13 protein-coding genes are annotated in these 18,838 nt (G+C 41.3%); 9 read left to right on the top strand and 4 right to left on the bottom strand.

What is annotated here, in order from left to right:
• Positions 1-2,319, top strand: a complete 2,319-nt coding sequence (locus ACM0OT_RS17055; protein ID WP_414565611.1) for a CHASE2 domain-containing protein — start codon at positions 1-3, stop codon at positions 2,317-2,319.
• An 8-nt stretch (positions 2,320-2,327) separates the two neighbouring features.
• Positions 2,328-3,095 (top strand): DUF928 domain-containing protein, encoded by a 768-nt coding sequence (locus ACM0OT_RS17050; protein ID WP_414565610.1) that lies wholly within the window; start codon positions 2,328-2,330, stop codon positions 3,093-3,095.
• Between the two features lie 25 nt (positions 3,096-3,120).
• Here the strand turns inward: ACM0OT_RS17050 and hpsU are convergent, their stop codons facing one another.
• Genes hpsU through ACM0OT_RS17035 form a run of 3 tightly spaced genes read right to left on the bottom strand, consistent with a single transcriptional unit; the run spans position 3,121 to position 5,512 of the window.
• Positions 3,121-3,684, bottom strand: a complete 564-nt coding sequence (hpsU, locus tag ACM0OT_RS17045; protein ID WP_414565609.1) for a hormogonium polysaccharide biosynthesis acetyltransferase HpsU — start codon at positions 3,682-3,684, stop codon at positions 3,121-3,123.
• Positions 3,685-3,706: 22 nt separating this feature from the next.
• Entirely contained in the window at positions 3,707-4,639 is a 933-nt protein-coding gene (locus ACM0OT_RS17040) for a glycosyltransferase (protein WP_414565646.1), read from the bottom strand.
• Between the two features lie 57 nt (positions 4,640-4,696).
• The gene (locus ACM0OT_RS17035) at positions 4,697-5,512 is read right to left on the bottom strand and encodes a hypothetical protein (protein WP_414565608.1); all 816 of its coding nucleotides are present in this window, start codon (positions 5,510-5,512) and stop codon (positions 4,697-4,699) included.
• Positions 5,513-5,665: 153 nt separating this feature from the next.
• Between ACM0OT_RS17035 and cobU the strand changes: the two genes are divergently transcribed.
• From cobU to ACM0OT_RS17000, 7 genes are all read left to right on the top strand, one after another.
• Positions 5,666-6,214, top strand: coding sequence for a bifunctional adenosylcobinamide kinase/adenosylcobinamide-phosphate guanylyltransferase (cobU, locus tag ACM0OT_RS17030; RefSeq protein WP_414565607.1), 549 nt, complete (start codon positions 5,666-5,668; stop codon positions 6,212-6,214).
• Between the two features lie 56 nt (positions 6,215-6,270).
• Positions 6,271-6,735, top strand: a complete 465-nt coding sequence (locus ACM0OT_RS17025; protein WP_414565606.1) for a hypothetical protein — start codon at positions 6,271-6,273, stop codon at positions 6,733-6,735.
• A 778-nt stretch (positions 6,736-7,513) separates the two neighbouring features.
• Positions 7,514-9,274, top strand: a complete 1,761-nt coding sequence (locus ACM0OT_RS17020; RefSeq protein WP_414565605.1) for a peroxidase family protein — start codon at positions 7,514-7,516, stop codon at positions 9,272-9,274.
• Between the two features lie 221 nt (positions 9,275-9,495).
• Positions 9,496-10,419 carry a hypothetical protein gene (locus tag ACM0OT_RS17015; protein WP_414565604.1) on the top strand — a complete coding sequence of 308 codons (924 nt, stop codon included), beginning with the start codon at positions 9,496-9,498 and terminating at the stop codon, positions 10,417-10,419.
• A gap of 201 nt (positions 10,420-10,620) precedes the next feature.
• The gene (locus tag ACM0OT_RS17010; RefSeq protein WP_414565603.1) at positions 10,621-12,573 is read left to right on the top strand and encodes a GMC family oxidoreductase; all 1,953 of its coding nucleotides are present in this window, start codon (positions 10,621-10,623) and stop codon (positions 12,571-12,573) included.
• A gap of 65 nt (positions 12,574-12,638) precedes the next feature.
• The gene (locus ACM0OT_RS17005) at positions 12,639-14,324 is read left to right on the top strand and encodes a patatin-like phospholipase family protein (protein ID WP_414565602.1); all 1,686 of its coding nucleotides are present in this window, start codon (positions 12,639-12,641) and stop codon (positions 14,322-14,324) included.
• A 533-nt stretch (positions 14,325-14,857) separates the two neighbouring features.
• Entirely contained in the window at positions 14,858-17,503 is a 2,646-nt protein-coding gene (locus tag ACM0OT_RS17000) for a zinc-dependent metalloprotease (protein ID WP_414565601.1), read from the top strand.
• An 88-nt stretch (positions 17,504-17,591) separates the two neighbouring features.
• On the opposite strand, the gene sbcD is transcribed toward ACM0OT_RS17000, so the two are convergent.
• Positions 17,592-18,836, bottom strand: coding sequence for an exonuclease subunit SbcD (gene sbcD, locus ACM0OT_RS16995; protein WP_414565600.1), 1,245 nt, complete (start codon positions 18,834-18,836; stop codon positions 17,592-17,594).
• Between the last annotated feature and the right edge of the window lie 2 nt (positions 18,837-18,838).

Here is an 18,838-nt window from a genome sequence, read left to right as displayed (position 1 = left end):
ATGACTAAATTAGTAGTTTTAAAAATCGGAGATAGTAGTTTTGAACAGGGGTTTACCGTCACTCTGCAAATAGGTGAAGAAGGCGATCGCCCCTTTACAGAAATTACGGGAAAACTGCCACCATGCGCGGAAATGCCGCTTTATTATGACCGTTGGCAATCTAGCTATTTACAATTGGGTAACCAATATCGCCTAGATGCTGAAAAAATACAGGTGACGAATGTGTCCATCACCCAGGATTGCCACAGTATGTCCCATCTGTTACGGGCACGTTTTAATACCTGGCTACGTGCTGAGGAATTTCGCCCCCTGAGAGAAAAATGGTTGGAAAAATTGTCATCTACCGACGAAATCCGCGTAATTTTACAATCAGAAAATAACCAATTGCAGAGATTACCTTGGCACTCGTGGGATTTACTAGACCGCTACCCCAAGGCAGAAATTGCTTTAGCATCGCCAACCTACGAGTATATTATTCAGCCACGCACATCCAAACCAGTGGTGAATATTTTGGCGATTTTGGGTAGTAGTCAGGGCATTGATATCCAGGCTGACCAAGCTTTATTAGAGAAATGTCCTCATGCCGATGTCAGCTTTTTAGTAGAACCACAACGCCAGGAATTAACAGATTATTTGTGGAAAAAAAACTGGGATATTTTATTTTTTGCTGGGCATAGTTCTAGTCAACAGCATGATAGCTGTGGTCGCATTTACTTAAATAAAACTGATAGCCTCAGCATCGGCGAATTAAAATATGCCTTACGAAAAGCCATTGAACGCGGCTTACAATTGGCAATTTTCAACTCTTGTGATGGTTTAGGACTGGCGCGAGAACTGGCTGATTTGCACATTCCCCAAATGATTGTCATGCGCGAACCTGTGCCAGATCAAGTGGCCCAGCAATTCTTGAAATATTTTCTCGAAGGCTTTGCCAATGGAGAGTCTTTATATCAAGCAGTACGACAAGGACGAGAACGATTGCAGGGAATGGAAGATCGATTTCCTTGCGCCACTTGGCTACCAATAATTTGCCAAAATCCAGCACAGATACCACCCACTTGGCAAGATTTAGTCCAAATCCAAAAACCAGAACCAGATTTACATCAGTCATTGCGACCCAAAATTAACAAAGCTTTGTTATCCAGTTTGGCGATTACTGCCTTAGTTTGTGGAATCAGGTGGTTAGGAATTTTGCAAAGTAGTGAACTCCAAGCTTATAACCAAATGATGCGATCGCGTCCTGATGAGGGAACAGATCAGCGTCTATTGGTGGTGACAATTGATGATACCGATTTAATGAATCAACGACGCAATCAGGAGTTATTAAAAGGTACTTCTATTTCTGATACATATCTCGATAAACTACTCACAAAATTACAACAATACAAACCCCTAGCCATTGGGTTAGATATTTATCGTGATTTTCCTGCCGAAAACCCAGATTTAATTTCCCGTCTACAAAAAAGTAATAACTTAATTGGTGTTTGTAAAGGTAGTGATACTAAAACCGAGAATAAAGGTATCCAACCACCGCCAGAAATTCCCCAACAACGCTTAGGATTCAGTGACTTTATTCACGATGCTGATGATGTAGTGCGGCGGCATTTGTTATATATGAACCAAGAAACTGCATCTGTGTGTTCTGCTAATTATGCACTGAGTACACAACTGGCATTTCGTTATCTCTTATCTAAAGGAATTGAACCGAAGTTTACATCAACAGGAAATTTACAGCTAGGTAAGACTGTTTTTTCTCGCCTTTCATCCCGCGCTGGTGGTTATCAAAGTATTGACGCTAATGGTGGTCAAGTTTTACTTAACTACCGTTCCACAAAACAAATTGCCGAACAAATATCACTCACCCAACTATTATCTAATCCCATTAATCCTAAAGCAATTCAAAACCGGATTGTTTTAATTGGTGTAGTCGCCAAAGGAGATTTACCAGACTACTGGGCTACTCCCTATGGCACTCGGTTAGATGAACAAATGTCAGGAGTTTTGGTACATGCCCATAAAGTTAGCCAAATTCTCAGTGCTGTTTTAGATGGGCGACCCTTGCTGCGAGTTTGGTCACCTTGGTTGGAAGTGATTTGGATTGGAAGTTGGTCTGTAGTCGGTGGTGTACTTGCTTGGCAATGGCGTTTACTTCCTCGATTAGCTTTGACTTTGGGTGTAGCTTCTGGTGTTTTGTATTTACTATGTTTTGGTCTTTTAATTGGAGGTCTTTGGGTACCATTTGTACCGTCAGTTTTATCTTTAGTAGCCAGTGCTGGTGTGATATCAAAATTCACAATTAACTACAATCAAAAAACATAAATATAACTATGTTACACAAAGTAAAACTATTTTTAGTCTTAGCTTTTAGCTACACAGGTTTTGTTACTTACCAGACTTTAGGTTTAGCAACTCCAGCACCTACATATATTGCCCAAACTATTAACTTTATCCCGCCACCACCACCAGCAGATCCGCCACCTGGAGGACGCCTACGTGGGGGAGCAAGACGCGATACTTGTCCCGCAATCAAACCCGAACTCACTGCCCTGGTACCATCGAATCAGGAACCGCCTTCAGTCACAAATGTGTGGGGGTTAGCTACAGAAACACATCCTACTTTCTGGTTTTATATGCCATACACCAAAGATGTTGATTACCCCACAGAATTTATCTTACAAGATAAAGATTTAAACCCAATTTATCAGCAGGCGATCGCCCTACCAAATCAACCAGGAATTATCAGTATTTCTCTACCTAGTAATGCTCCCCCATTAGCTTTAGAAACACGATATCGATGGTTTTTAACTATTAATTGTAACCAGCAAAAGCAATCTCCTCCCATATATGTAGAAGGGGTAATTAAACGCATTAACTTAAATCAGAAGATTACCCAACAGATAAAAACAGCAACACCTTTACAACAGGTTGCTATTTATGCCGAAAATGGCATTTGGCATGAAGCACTTACAACCTTAGCTAAATTGCGGCAGCAAAATCTTCAAGATGTCACACTTAAAACTCAGTGGCGAGATTTACTCAACAGCATTGGCTTGGATGACATTGCCGAAGAACCGATTCTTGGGGAAAAAAATTAGATGATGTTTGTCCTGTGAAATCTTCCTAATTCTTCTGCCTGGGATACCGGGGACGACAAGGACTACCAAAACACACCTGTCCAGATGGCAAATCAGTAAAAACACTGCTGCGAGCGCCAATCACGGCATTAGCCCCAATTTGTACACCCGGCCCCACAAAACAATCGGCTGCTACCCATACCCCATTATCAATGGTGACACTCCCAGTTTTCAAACCAAAAGCCGGGTCATGCATATCATGATTACCAGTACACAGATAACTTTTCTGGGAAATTACGCAATTATTACCGATAGTAATTTCATCCAGACTGTATAAAACTACATCATCACCAATCCAACTGTAGTCACCAATGGTGATTTTCCACGGGTAAGTAAAACGGGCAGTAGGTCGAATTAACACACCTTGGCCAATGTTAGCGCCAAAGAGACGCAAAATAGCACAACGCAGTCCACTAAAAGGATGAGGAGTTAGAGGAAAAGCGATCGCCTGTACAAACCACCACCACAAAATATACCAACCAGGTCTTCCCCGATCAAACCACGATTGGTCATACTTACGTAAATCTACAAAAGATTCGTCATTAATCATTGGTCATTTTTTTAACATAAAATTATGGTTTCTTATTTGGGGATATTAAGCCTTGAATAGCCGCATTTAAGTAACCTATTTGACCATAAGCATAAACAAGATTGTCAAAGCGTTCTGCTGGATGAGAAAAATATTGTAATGCCTTATATAAACCCCGTAGCAGTCGCTCACTACCCCGTTGCAATTGACCAATATCGGCTTTACCAGCTAGTTGTTCCCGATAGCATTCACTTATACCTTGCCACCAGCCTCGATTTAAAAACCAGGAGCGTTTAAGACGTTCTGGGGCAACATTGTGAGCTACTAAAGCATCGGGAAGGTATGCAACTTGCCAACCCCGTTGGAGGGCTAATTCTGTCATTTGCAATTCTTCATTAGATAATAAGTTTTTTCCGACTCTACCGAGATGGGGATCAAAACCACCAATTTCCTCTAAGAAACTGCGGCGGATGGAGTAATTCAAACCTCTGGGAGTCAAACCTGGTTTCTCAATGTAGATCATACTGTCGCCCAAGTCGTATGCGCCTAAATTGCTAGCTAACCCAGTAGATAGCCACTGTGGTGGTTGGATATCTGGAGGCCATAAAAGAGTAACTTTGCCACCGGCGATGGCCAGTTGAGAATTATCCTCATAGGCAGCATACAAGACTTGCAGCCAAGAAGTACTGGCAACGGCATCGTCATCTAAATAAGCCAAAATTTCCGCCCTAGCAACTTTGGCACCAGTGTTACGGGCCACCGATAACCCAAGGGTGGGTTCAAAGAAGTACTTGACACGGGTATCGCCAAGTCTTTGTTCTACAACTTCACGGGTGCGATCGCTAGATCCATTATCTATGACCACAACTTCAAACTCAGCGGCAAAATCTTGTGCCAACAAGCTATCAATCGCGGCGCCTAAATAGGTATCTCGATTATGAGTGCAGATAATGGCAGAGATTTGGGTGTCGGGCATAGGACGAATGGTAAATTCGGTGGTTTTTGAGTTATTTCGGAAATAATCGGCCAAACTTCAAGTTTGCTGGATATTGCTATGTAAAACTACCAAAGTTTCAGCCAATTGACTAAGACGAGTTTCTAAATATTGCTTGCGTCCCAAAAGTTGACGCAACTTTTGATGCCGGGCAATGGCCATACTGACAATGGGTAATTGTTCTGGGGGACAAGGACGTGACCAGACTTTACCCGCAGCATCCAAACCACAAAGGCGATAACCAGTATGAGCAGATTTATAAGAGACTTTGCCACTAGTTGTGCAAATTTCTTCTACATAATCCATCAAACGGTCAACTTCCGCATGGCGTAGTGTAGCAGTTCCTCCCTGTTCTGGTTCCTGATCCTTATCCTGAATATTAATATTGGATTCTAGCCAGCCATTAACTATGGGGCCTTCTAGGTAAATATCTTGAATTTGCTGCATGATTGTCTGTAGTTCTATTTGCCAACCTGCAACATGTTCTTGAATTTCTTGTAAAATATTCATTGCTAGTGCCGGATTAGCACCGTGGCGATGGCTACTGAAGCTAGGATTTTTAAACTTGGGTAAGCTAGGTGTTTTACCATCTATTTCTTGTGCTGGGAATGTCTGCACAGATTGATGTTGCGGAAATAAATTTTGCTCTACCCCATGCCCACTTTGGTATTCTGTATCCAGTTCAGTTGTCTGTTTCTCAGATGATGTCTGAGTAACTGCTGTAGATTCTGTGGCGCCAACACTAATTCTAAAGGAGAAAGACTGCTTGATGGGATCGCCGCCTTCAGTGGGGACAGTACTACGATTCCCTAAATCATGTAAAGTTGCTTCAATCCGTTTTAAACCTGTTTTCATAACAATATCCTGATGTTTGCTGTCCCCAAAGGTGTGGTATGGGGTTGTTGGGATTTATCGCTTTTGCCAATTTTGGCATAAATAATCTGATGATGGTGCTAATTTTATCTCGTTAAAGTTATTCGTCTCAACAGTCGCAAGAAGGAACAAGTTTTGGGTAAAGTTATTTTAGTCACAGGCCCCGCCAGATCTGGTAAAAGTGAATGGGCAGAAACTTTGGCGATACAGTCAGCAAAAGCTGTTGTTTACGTGGCCACAGCTACGGAAAACCCCAGTGATGCCGAGTGGCAACAGCGCATTCAACAACACCAAGAACGCCGTCCTCAAGATTGGGTGACACTGTTAGTACCTGTGGAATTATCTGCTACCCTTGCTGATGCCAAGCCTAATAGCTGTCTTGTGGTTGATTCTTTGGGAACTTGGGTAGCTAATCTTCTAGAACAAGATGAAGATATGTGGAAAAATACTCTGGCAGAATTGTTAGAGACAGTGCAATTAGTGGCTGCTGATATGATATTTGTCGCCGAAGAAACAGGTTGGGGCGTAGTTCCAGCTTATCCTTTAGGCCGGGAGTTTCGCGATCGCTTGGGTACTTTAGTCCGCCAGTTAGGTAGGTTGTGCGAATCTGTTTATTTAGTCACTGGCGGTCATGTTTTGAATCTCAGTGTTTTGGGCGCACCATTACCCGCACCCAAAATTTAATTTAAAATTAGGTATTCAACCGAAAAAATAGCCTGGCAAAACTTTAGAATTGTGGTATGGCAAGCAAACAAGAAGTTAAACAGTATTTAGCCTACTGGTTTCAGTTAGGTAAAAAAGTGGTGACGAGCAATGGGAAGGAAAGCTTTTTGCCCCAACCAGTGCTACAAGGCGATCGCTATAGTGCCGAATTTGAAGAATGTTGGCAAAAGATCCTCTCACAACCCACAGGTGATTCCTACCTAGAAGGCACTCATGAAACCATTCACGAACTGTTAACCCCTGCTTGGGAAATGTCCCCTTGTGGTCGTTGTGATATGCCAGTACCTATCCGCAGCTTGGGGATGCCAGCTTTGTCTTGTCCCTGCAATAATTTACCCAACTGGCCTAATACCGAACTCCCATCCCCACGTTCCCCCATCAGTAACGAAGAGCAATTGATGGTTATTCGGGCAAGGTTGCAAAATGCTCATGACATTTCAGTAACCTCTAAGGAACAAGAATTAAATAACACGCAAGTCTAGTTTTTGACCTCACCCCGCCTTTGACTTGCGTCAAAATCTCCCCTCTCCTTGGTAAGGGTGAGGTTCTGTATTTTACTAAATCCATATTCCTAAGTAGGCTTTTGAATCTTATCTAAGTGGAGCGCCTAACTCATGACTAGAAGTCACGCGTGTTCGGCTTGCAGTCAAAAAAAAACACATACATTTTCTTGAAAAACGCGGTTTTGGGCAAAGTCTCAGACTGCGTTTTTTCGCTTTTTCTCGCCGCAGAACTGGAGATTCAATATTCAAGAAGGATTATTATTACTGTTGCCTGCTGTGAAATCAGTAACCTCCCTAGGATGATGATTACGTTTTGTTACTAGCAATTGGCGAATCGATGATTGATGACATTATGATTAATCATTTTCATGGGAAAATACTCACAAATTGTTGATTGAATCCTTCATATTCATTTACAAACAGTGTCTTAAGAAGGTATTAAATTCTTCAAATTCGGTTGATATAATTTGAATTGTATAGCATGATGCAATTATCGCTTTACTATCTAAATATTTCCCGGATTTAATTTAATAAGGCAACTGAAATTTGTTGGCTGCTGTTTATTTGTTCTTGGTAACAATTTGTTAAAAATCATAATTTTTCCGGAATAGATTTCTGTGACTGTGTGGTGAAACAACATAGCTCAGGTTCAAAATTTAGTTCCTTGGGAATAGATGGAATCAAGGAATATTGAATATTTGTATAGCCTTGATTCTCAAATTGACAGAAAAAAGAAAAATTATCAGGAGATATAGTCATGTTTGGAATCCCGTGGCATAAACTACCGACTCCTCTGGCACTTTTAAAATTAGTTCAATTCCGTGGCAAGCTACGTAAAGACAACCTCCACGATACGGCACAATTACCCGACACTAGCAAGTTACCACAGCCTACTCCTAGTCTCGACGGCAAGCATTTAAAGGTTCGCACAGCAGATGGCAGCTATAACGACCTCCAGAAACCAGAAATGGGTATGGCAGGAACTCGGTTTGGGCGCAATGTGCCACTGCAAGATGCCAAAGCAAATGAAAAAGATTTACTCACACCCAACCCCCGGACTGTTAGCCGAATTTTATTAGCACGCGATGAATTTCAGCCCGCGACAATTTTGAATTTGATGGCTGCTTCATGGATTCAATTTCAGACTCATGATTGGTTCAGTCATGGTAATAATCAGCCGAATAAAAAAATTGATATTCCGGTAGAAAAGGATGACCCCTGGTCAGAAGAACATGGGGAAATGCCAGTTAAGAAAACTTTAGATGACCCTACTCGCACAGGAGATACAAAAAAACCTGCCAGTTTTATTAATGAAGTGACTCACTGGTGGGATGCTTCGCAAGTTTATGGCAGTAACCAAGAAACTATTGACAAACTACGTTCCCATGTTGACGGTAAATTACGCGTTAGTGATAATGGCTTATTACCCACCGAAAATGGCATTGAGGAACAAGTAGGCTTTGCTGGTGCTTGGTGGATAGGACTCAGCATGTTGCATACTTTATTTGTCAAAGAACATAACCATATCTGCGAACAATTACAGAAAATATATCCAGAGTGGACAGATGACGAATTATTCGACCATGCGCGACTAATTAACGCTGCTTTGATGGCGAAAATCCACACTGTAGAATGGACTCCAGCTATTCTTCCCCATCCAGCTACAGACATAGCCTTAAATGCCAACTGGTGGGGGTTACTGGGACAAGATGTTAAACGGCGCTGGGGGCGAATTGGTGATAGTGAATTGTTGAGTGGGATTGTTGGTTCAGCTACTGACCATCATGCTGCACCTTATTATCTTACCGAAGAATTTGTCTCTGTATATCGGATGCATCCATTAATTCCCGATGATTTGGAGTTTCATGCAGTCAGCGACGGTAAGTTAATCAATACCAAAGAATTTCCCGAAGTAGCGGGTAAGAACACTCGCAAATTTCTAGAAGAAATGCAGATGGAGGATTTATTTTACTCCTTTGGTGTTAGTTACCCCGGTGCTGTGCGGTTACATAACTATCCCCGCTTTTTGCGACAACTGTCGGGAGACTTGCTAGGAGACGACACAAAAGCCTTTGATTTAGCCGCTATTGATATTTTGCGGGATAGAGAAAGAGGTGTTCCTCGTTATAATCGTTTCCGGGAATTGTTAGGTCGTGGTAAGGTCAAATCTTTTGACGAAATTACCAGTAACCCACAATGGGCGAAGGAACTCAAAGAAGTTTATAACAACGATATTGACAGTGTAGATCTGATGGTGGGTTTATTTGCTGAAGATCTACCAGATGGCTTTGGTTTTAGTGATACAGCATTTCGGGTGTTTATCTTAATGGCATCCCGGCGTTTAAAGAGCGATCGCTTCTTTACGAAAGATTATACATCTGAGGTTTACACTCAATTTGGCTTGGATTGGATTGACAACAATACTATTTTGACAATTCTCCGTCGTCACTATCCTCAGTTAGCGCCAGCTTTGCTTGGTGTGAGTAATGGTTTTGCCCCTTGGAGAAAGGTACGTTAACAATTTTAGTCCTGGTAATGTTTCCTAATTATCTAGGAAGAGGAGACGAACCACACAAGACACTAAGAAAACAGAGAAAGAAGATATGGAGAGTTTTATGGTTACGCCAACTCCATGAACTCTGTGTCTTTGTGGTTCAAGCATTAACTTTACCAGGACTAGTTAATCATATTTTAGGAAATTTCAGATGTATTCACTTGTTCTCATTGAGGGAGGATATTATGCAACATTTAGCAGAGATTCAGCAATTTTGGCATCATGCCCAAGATTTGGGTGTCTTACCTGAAGATTATCAATCATGGTCGGCTGAGAAAAAACAAGATTATTTATGGAACTATAGAATTTTAAAATCTCGCTATGAGCAACTTCCTCCCCTAAAAAAAATTGATATTATTGGTTTATTTTTGACTGCCCTAAAAGCTAAAATGGATCGTCAAGAGGATGAAGTACCTATTAATTGGAAAAAGGCGATTCATGCTCATGGTAGTGTGGCAAAAATTAAGTTTATTCCTACAAATGATACACCATTTACAGGATTGTTTAAAAAAGCAGATTATGGACTTTTACGCTTATCTGTAACTGGAGATCCAGCAGACCGAGGTTTTGCACCAGGTTTGGCTATGAAGTTATTTGTCGATGGTAAACCATCAGCTAATTTTTCTGCTTTAGTATCTTTAGTGGGGCAAGAGCAAAATTATAATTTCTTTGCCAATGAATTATCTAATATAGTGCCAGTGGTGAAGAGTTTTGGCCCTGTTATTATCAACTTAATTTTTAGTCGCGTGACGCGGTATCCCACAAAGCTTTATTTAGAGCAGTTAGGAGAAATAAACCAGCAGGGACAACCAGAAACTCAGGCTTATTATCCGGCGCAGATTTTTTTGGTTCCTCATCCTGATTTGCAGTTTCCTGAAAGTCCTCCCCATGATTTTAGAAACGACTTAGCAACAATTCCTCAGGGGACAGTTTTATATTCTGTTTATGGAGTGAAGCCGGAAGAAGTTGCAGATAATAAGTTGAGTCAAGGGGAAATTCGTGAGCGATCGCAATTGATTGGACATATTGAAACTACATCGGAATTTGCCTCTTCATTTTACGGTGATAGTCAGCTATTTTTTAGACATCAGCGTTTTCGTAATCGTTAACATAGCAGAGAGTGGGGAGTAGGGGCAAACCTTTTGATTTTGTACTAAGGCTGTTCATCAATCAAATAGGAATCCTCTACAGAGGTACAAGTTCATCGGCGTTTATCTGCGTTCATCTTATTCTATCGGCGGTTAATTCTTTTTTGTTGTACCTCACCAAATGAAAGAATTTTCTTCAACTAACCACAGAGGACACAGAGAATGAATAATAAAGAAGCTGAGTATGATTATATTGTTGTTGGTTCGGGTGCTGGAGGTGGCCCTTTAGCGGCAAATTTAGCTAAAGCAGGTTATAAGGTTTTACTGTTGGAAGCAGGTGGTGATCCTTTGCGTGACGAGGGAGAAACTCAAGACAAGGAACGTTACACTTACTCGGTACCAGCATTGCACGCACGAGCCACAGAAGACAAAGATTTACGTTGGGATTTCTTTGTTAAACACTATTCTGATGAGACACAGCAACGGCGTGATTCTAAGTTTAGCCCGGAGCATCAAGGAATTTTATATCCACGGGCGGGGACGCTGGGGGGATGTACGGCTCACAATGCCATGATTACGGTGTATCCCCACAATAGTGACTGGGACAAAATCGCGGAAATTACCGGGGATGCTTCCTGGAACAGCGATCAAATGCGGAAATATTTTGAAAGGTTGGAACGCTGTAATTATCTTGACCGCCCGATTAATCCCAATAGTAATCCGAGTCGGCACGGCTTTGATGGCTGGCTGACAACTAATTTAGCAGATCCCAAGTTAGTAGTGCGCGATCGCCAACTCTTAAAAGTGATTTTAAAGTCAGCTTTGCAAGCTTTGGGGGAACAAGGTAAAAGTTTACTGCAAATTATTAAGGTAGTTTTCCAGAGTTTTTTGGCTAATGTCTTAAATTTACTGAAATTAGGACAGGGTGATCCTTTAGAGTTCATTGATCAACTTTTAGACCCCAATGATTGGCGAGTTGTCAAAAGTAGTGGTCAAGGAGTGTTTTCTGTACCACTAGCTGTGAAAGACGGTAAGCGGACGGGAACGCGAGAATATATCCGCGAAATCGAACGCCAGTATCCTGAGCGATTAATTGTCAAAACCCATGCTTTGGTGACCAAGGTAGTTTTGGATGAGCAAAATCAGGCGATCGCAGTGGAGTATCTTGAAGGTAAACACCTCTATCGTGCTGATCCGAGAGCAAATCAAACTGATAACTCTCAAGTTAAACACACAGTTCCGGTAAAAAGAGAAATCATCCTCGCTGGGGGTGCTTTCAATACTCCTCAATTACTTAAGTTATCGGGAATTGGCCCCAAAGAAGAATTATCACAGTTAGGAATAGCAGTGCGGGTAGATTTACCTGGGGTGGGTGCAAATTTACAAGACCGTTACGAAGTGGGTGTAGTCAATGAAATGAATGAAAATTTTACCATTCTGGATAATTGTACATTCACAGAACCCCAACCAGGACAGAAAATTACTGATTCTTGTTTATTAGAATGGAATCGTTCTAAAACAGGTGTCTATACTACTAATGGTGCGGTGTTAGGTATTATTAAAAAATCACACCGCGAGCGACCAGAACCAGACTTATTTATTTTTGGTTTACCTGCTTATTTTAAAGGTTATTTTCTCAAATATTCTGAAGAAATTGCCACCAATAAAAACTTATTTACTTGGGCCGTACTGAAAGCCCATACCAATAATACAGCTGGTACAGTTACCTTGAAAAGTGCTGATCCGCAAGATGTACCAGAAATCAATTTTCGCTACTTTGACGAAGGTAATGATGTCAATGAAGAAGACTTATTATCTGTAGTCGAAGGTGTAGAATTTGTCAGACGTATGACCCAACGTACTCGCTTGTTTAAAAAATCAGAAATGCTACCTGGAAAAAGTATAGATGAGCCGCAAAAAATTAAGCAGTTCATTAAAGATGAAGCCTGGGGACATCATGCTTGCGGTACTTGTAAAATTGGTCGCCCTGAAGATAAAATGGCAGTCCTAGATAGTGAATTTCGCGTCTACGGCACACAAAATTTACGTGTGGTAGATGCATCAGTATTTCCTTTCATTCCTGGCTTCTTTATAGTGACCTCCATATACATGATTAGTGAAAAAGCTAGCGATGTAATTTTGCAACACGCGGCCACTCATCCAGTTGCTTTATAAAGTAAAGCTAAACTCTCTATATCTCATATCTTTATGTACTTTGCGTTCTTTAAGGAACAAAAAAAATGGCAGAAAAACACCCACCTTTTGAGATTGGTTTAGTCATGGCTGGCGCTGTCTCTGCTGGTGCTTATACCTCTGGTGTCATTGATTTTTTATTTGAAGCTTTAGATCAGTGGTATCTGCAAAAAAATGCCCAGCAGCAGCAGTATGGTGATGATTTTGCCCAATGGGAAATTCCCCCACATGATGTTTCAATTAAAGCTATGTCTGGGGCGTCAGCTGGTGCGATCGTTGCTTCTTTAACGGCATCTTCATTGTATGGTGAAATGGTTCCTGTAATTGAAGATCCAAAAAATCAATCAGTTAAGAATCAACTATATACAAGTTGGGTACAAAGAATTGATATTTCTCATTTTTTAAAAGCACATGATTTAGAAAATCCCCAATCCCCAGTGTTGTCATTTCTCGATTCCACCATCTTGAAAGATATTGCTCAAGACGTTCTCAAGCGGGAACCTCTGCGTGCGCCAAGACCTTACGTTGCTGATCCTTTACATATCTATTTGTGTGTTACCAACCTGCGTGGTGTTCCTTATGTAATTCAGGCGCAGACAGCCAATGCCAACATCCCAGGACATCTGATGATTAAACATGCCGATTATATGCACTTTACTATAGGGCAAAATCGGACGACAGCAAACGGTGCGATCGCTCTCAATCCCGATAAAAGTGACACTGATAATTGGCAATTACTGATTAATGCTGCATTAGCCAGTAGTGCCTTTCCCATAGGGTTAGCTCCTCAACAACTAGAAAGGGATAGTATTAATTACTACGATAACCGTCTGTGGGAAATGCTGGTTTGTGGTGGGGATGCCAATCAATCTTCCAAGTCTGGTTTTCGCACCATCATTCCTAATAAAAAAGACTTAGTTAGTGAAGTCCCTTATAAGTTTACAAGTGTGGATGGCGGCATTATTAGCAATGAACCCATAGAACTTGTTCGTGCTGCACTCAGAGGTAATGAAGAACGTAATCCACAAGATGCACGGCAAGCAAAACGCGCAACTTTGTTGATAGATCCATTTCCCAATGATGTGAATGCAGTTAATCCCGACAATAATTTACTCAGTTTAGTGTCGCGGATGTTTAGGAGTTTAGTCAATCAAGTAAGATTCAAGCCTGATGAGTTAATTTTAGCGATGGAGGAAAATATTTACAGCCGCTTTTTAATTGCACCTGAACGCAGTGGTCGGCCTGTTGACAAACCTTTAGCTTGTGGTAGCGTTAATGCCTTTGGTGGTTTTCTTTCACATGAATTTCGACATCATGACTACATACTTGGTCGTCGTAATTGTCAAAGATTCTTACAGAAGCATTTCGTGTTATCTGCTGATAATCCATTATTTAATTCTTGGTCTGAATCACTAAAAAATAATCCTAAATGGCAAGTGCAAGCAGCAGGTGAAACAGATAGTTTTTTGCCAATTATTCCTCTTGTAGGTTCGGCTACAAAGGTAGTCAATTTACCAGCTTGGCCTCAGTATCGTCACGACAATTTAAGAGTTCTAGAACAACAAATTGAAAAACGAATGCAGGTGATTATCCCGCGCCTGATCAATCTATCCATTAATGATGGATTCACCCGTAATGTGCTTAATTTTCTCTGGTTCATGAAACGTGGACGTTTAGTAAATACAATTAAATCTCAGATAGAGGCAAATTTGCGGAAATACGGTCAGTTGTAGGGAATGACAGCATATCATTAAAAGCTTGCTGAAACGGAATAGATCGAGTTTAACAGAGTAGATGAAAAACCACCCCAGGTAAACCTAGAGCAGTTTTATACTGACACTCTGACGCTCACCCAATGATGCAAGTTATATAACTTGGTGTGCAAAGCATCAGCAATGTGACATGGCCAGTCAGCCGAGAGAGGGATAGGACTAAACTTGAAGCGGCTAAGTGGTGCTGTGACAACTGCAAGGCAAATTAACACACACAATCATTGCCGAATTTTAATTATGAGAGTTTCTTGTTCACTTTGAAGCGATCGCCGCTAAACGTAGTCTTAAATACAGATACAGTACCAAAAAAGTGTTTATCCTGGATTAACATCTATCTAAAGAGATAAATATTGTCGTCTGCCCAATTTTATCTTATAAATAAAAAATTACTCGGAAACTCAATTACCTTTGGTTTTCTTGTTCCCCATTCCCCTACCCTTCCTTCGGGAAGCTACGCTAACGGCTGACACTCACGGCGAAGCCTGCTCTAAAGGATGAAATATTGGATCACAAAGTTAGTCATCTTAATAGTATTATTGTCTAATTTAATACTAAATATTGATTACGCAGCAGCCAGCCAGCGTACTACTGCTGATGTGCAGCAATTCAACGTAATTGCAGAAATTGAGAACTTTGGCAGACAGAGAAAGGAAGATTTTTCCCGATGGCGTGAGGTGATCAAAGCCACAGATAAACTAGAGGGACTGTTCACACTTTATAGCAGCGAAGAATCAGGCAAGGTTTACTTAGAAATTAAACCAGAGCAACTGAATCAAAACTACTTGGCTACGGTGACATTAGAATCGGGTATTGGGGAAAGTGGTATTTATAGTGGACTACCACTGAATGATTTTCTCTTTTACTTCCGGCGAGTCAATCATAATTTGCACTTTGTGGTGCGTAATGTAAAATTTCGGACACAACCTAGTGAACCAGAACAGCGATCGCTTGATCGTTCATTTAGCGATTCTGTGCTATTTTCGCTACCAATAGAGAGAGTTAATCCTGACAATCAAAATATGATTATTGATCTGGATCATCTGCTCATGCAGGATTTTCCCGGATTAACACCTTTATTAAAATACTCATTGCAGGCTGATTACCGCCTCGATAATAGCAAGTCATATTTTGGTGGTATTAACAGCTTTGCAGAGAATCTAGAAATTGATGCGATTTACGGCTTTTACTCACAAGATCCAGCAAATTTAATTACTTTACCTGATAGCCGGGCACTGAGCTTGAAGGTACACTACAGCTTTTCCCTGCTGAGAGAAAACAATAATTATATTCCCAGACTTGCCGATGACCGAGTAGGATATTTTATTACCGCCTTCCAAAATTTTGCTGATCACAACGCGCCAGAATTATTTGTCAGATACATCAATCGTTGGCATCTAGAACCATCTGATATTAATGCACCTTTGTCTCCACCCAAAAAGCCAATTGTGTTTTGGATTGAAAATGCTGTACCTTTATCTTACCGCGATGCCATTCGTGAAGGCGTTTTGATGTGGAATCAAGCATTTGAAAAGGCAGGATTCCAAAATGCCATTGAAGTGCGGCAAATGCCAGATAATGCTGATTGGCAACCCGCAGATATTCGCTACAACACTATTCGGTGGTTTAATTCTGTGGATGCAGGTTTTGCGAGAGGGCCAATGCGCGTCAACCCCTTCACTGGGGAAATATTGGATGCAGATATCATCGTCGATGCCAATATGGTGCGCTCAATTCAGCATGAATATCGTGCCATGATGGAAACACATGCACAAACAAACCAGTGTCACAGTTCTATATCTGCAAAAGACACACAAAATTTACTAGCAGACAGTGAAATTTGCTATGGGATGGAGTCTACAGAACAAGTAGCAATGGGAGCGCTAGCATTATCACTTTTGCAAAACACTACACCGAGTAGTGAAGTGATGCAGGAGTATATACATCAATATTTACGTTCCTTGATTGCCCATGAAGTCGGACATACCCTCGGTTTACGTCACAACTTTCATGGCAGCAGTATGTTAGCACCCGCAGATTTAAATAATCCGCAAATTACCCACACCAAAGGGTTAGTAGGTTCAGTCATGGACTATTTACCTGTGAATATAGCACCACAGGGAGTCCAGCAAGGCGATTATTTTCCAGAGATTATTGGCCCTTATGATGAATGGGCGATTATGTATGGTTATAAACCCAACTCAAATCTAGAAATAGAAAAAAGCTTTTTAGAACAAATCGTCTTAGCCTCGCCTCAACCCGAATTATTTTACGCCACTGATGAAGATATTTGGGATATTAATCCTTTAGCAAATCTTTGGGATATGAGTAGCGATGTCTTGCTGTATTCCCAATGGCAAATGGATAATGCTCGTGTAATGTGGCAAAAGCTTGATCAGCATTATCTCGCACCAGGAGAGAGTTATAGTCATCTCCGCATCTTATTTAATAAAATACTCAAATATTATTTTCGTAACGCCAACTTAATTGTTCAATATATTGGCGGACAATCATTTCAACGGTTGCATGTCAGTGATGAGCCTTCCTGGACATTTGTACCTGTTACTCTGACAGAACAACGTCAAGCATTAGCCAAATTACAAGAATATGTATTTGCCGAAGATGCTTTTAATTTTTCATCGCAATTACTCAATCAATTAGCACCATCCCGTTGGCAACATTGGGGTAGCTTAGTTCCCCAGAACCGTCTAGATTATCCCATTCACGAAAGAATTATCAGATTTCAAAGCCAAATATTACATTCATTACTAGACAGCGATCGCCTAAATCGGTTAAGAGATATAGAGTTTAAAACTCAACCCGGACAAGCACTCTCTATGCCAGAATTATTTGACACCCTACAACAAAGCATCTGGACAGAAGTTATAGCCCCAAACACACCAAAATTAATTTCTAGTCTCCGCCGTTCATTGCAACAAGAACATTTAGACATTTTGCTAGAAATTATTAAGCATCCCACAGAGACAACCAACGATAGTCAAACCCTTGCTTGGTACCAATTGCGCCAACTGCAAAACGCCATCGATGTCCAACTCCAGCAATTTCGAGAACAACTAGATACTTACACCATAGCCCACCTAGAATTTACAAGCGATCGCATCAGCAAAACATTCAAAGAATAAGGTTTGCGCCTTTCTGCGCACCAGTTGCTACAAGTCGGGGAACCCGCCCAACGCACTGGCTTGACTTTGCGTGAGATATAATCCTCTATCAAAAACCTTCCAACCCCACCGCCACCTCATCAGCGAGTAACTTTTCCGCCGCCTCCAACATCAAGCCAGCAATATCCCGCAAATCTTCCCGATTATTTAAATAAGTTTGCAAAGCCGTGCGAGGATCAATACTACTACTAGCAGTCAACTCAGGAATACGTGGCCGAGCCAACTGACTCACTAATTCTGCTTGAATAGTATAGTTGTGCGCTGGACTTAAAGCAGCATGGATAGCAGCAGTATCAATCGTATCCATTTGTTCTGATTGCAGTTTATAAATTAACCGCACCACCGCATCTTCAAGATTATACTTAGCGATCGCCTGCATTAAAACAGCTTGCGGCTCATCTGTTTTAGAAACATCCACATCAATTGTCCGAAACACCCGCACCTCTAAAGGACAAAATTCCCAATTAGCACTACCCCGCGCCAGTTCGATCATCACATAACCCTTGTCTTCTTTTTCTTCGCTAAAATCCACCCGTTCAATACTTCCGGGATAAATTACAGGGGGGTTATTAGATTTATTTAAATTTTGGTGGCGATGCACATGTCCTAATGCTACATAATCAAAACAAGGCCGAATCAGCAAAGACAAAGGTAGAGTAAACCCTTTACCCACAGCCAAAAAGCGTTCAGCGCCTAAAGTTGCATTATCAGCCATCAAATGCGCCAAAAGCACAGTTGGTACATCAGGATCAAGACGGCGAATTTCTCCTTCTAAAACAACTTGTAGGCGATCGGTTAACAGTTGATTGACTTCCGCTAAAGACAAACTTTCAGTTTCCTGACGAGTCATCAAAGTTGAACGAGTCAGCCAAGGTAGGGTAATTACTTGCACCTTACCATTGCGAGTATTGATGTTGTGCGTGGTTAACGTATCACCTACAACAAAACCCCTAACTCCCAAAGTACGGTAAATATTTAAACTTGCGCCTCCCATTCCTTGGGAATGTTGGTCATGGTTACCTACCAATAGTACTGTAGGGATATCTGCATCAACCAGCCGCCGAAACTGACTTGCAAAAGCTTCTTGCACATATGGCGGTGGGGTAGCATCTGGGAAAGCATCGCCACCGAAGATTACCAAATCCACTGGATCTGTCAACGCCCGGTCAATACATCGAGATAATGTCTTGACAAAATCCTCTAAGCGTGTATTCAAGCCCGTAGCTGGATTCATGCGTCCGTGGGAGAAACCGCTTCCCATATGGATGTCAGATAAGTGGAGGATTTTAATCATAT

This window comes from Anabaena sp. CCY 9613, from assembly GCF_963920895.1.
Taxonomy (GTDB): Bacteria; Cyanobacteriota; Cyanobacteriia; order Cyanobacteriales; family Nostocaceae; genus Cyanocohniella.
The sequence above is the reverse complement of the archived record's forward strand: the minus strand, read 5'-3'. Positions and strand labels throughout refer to the sequence as shown.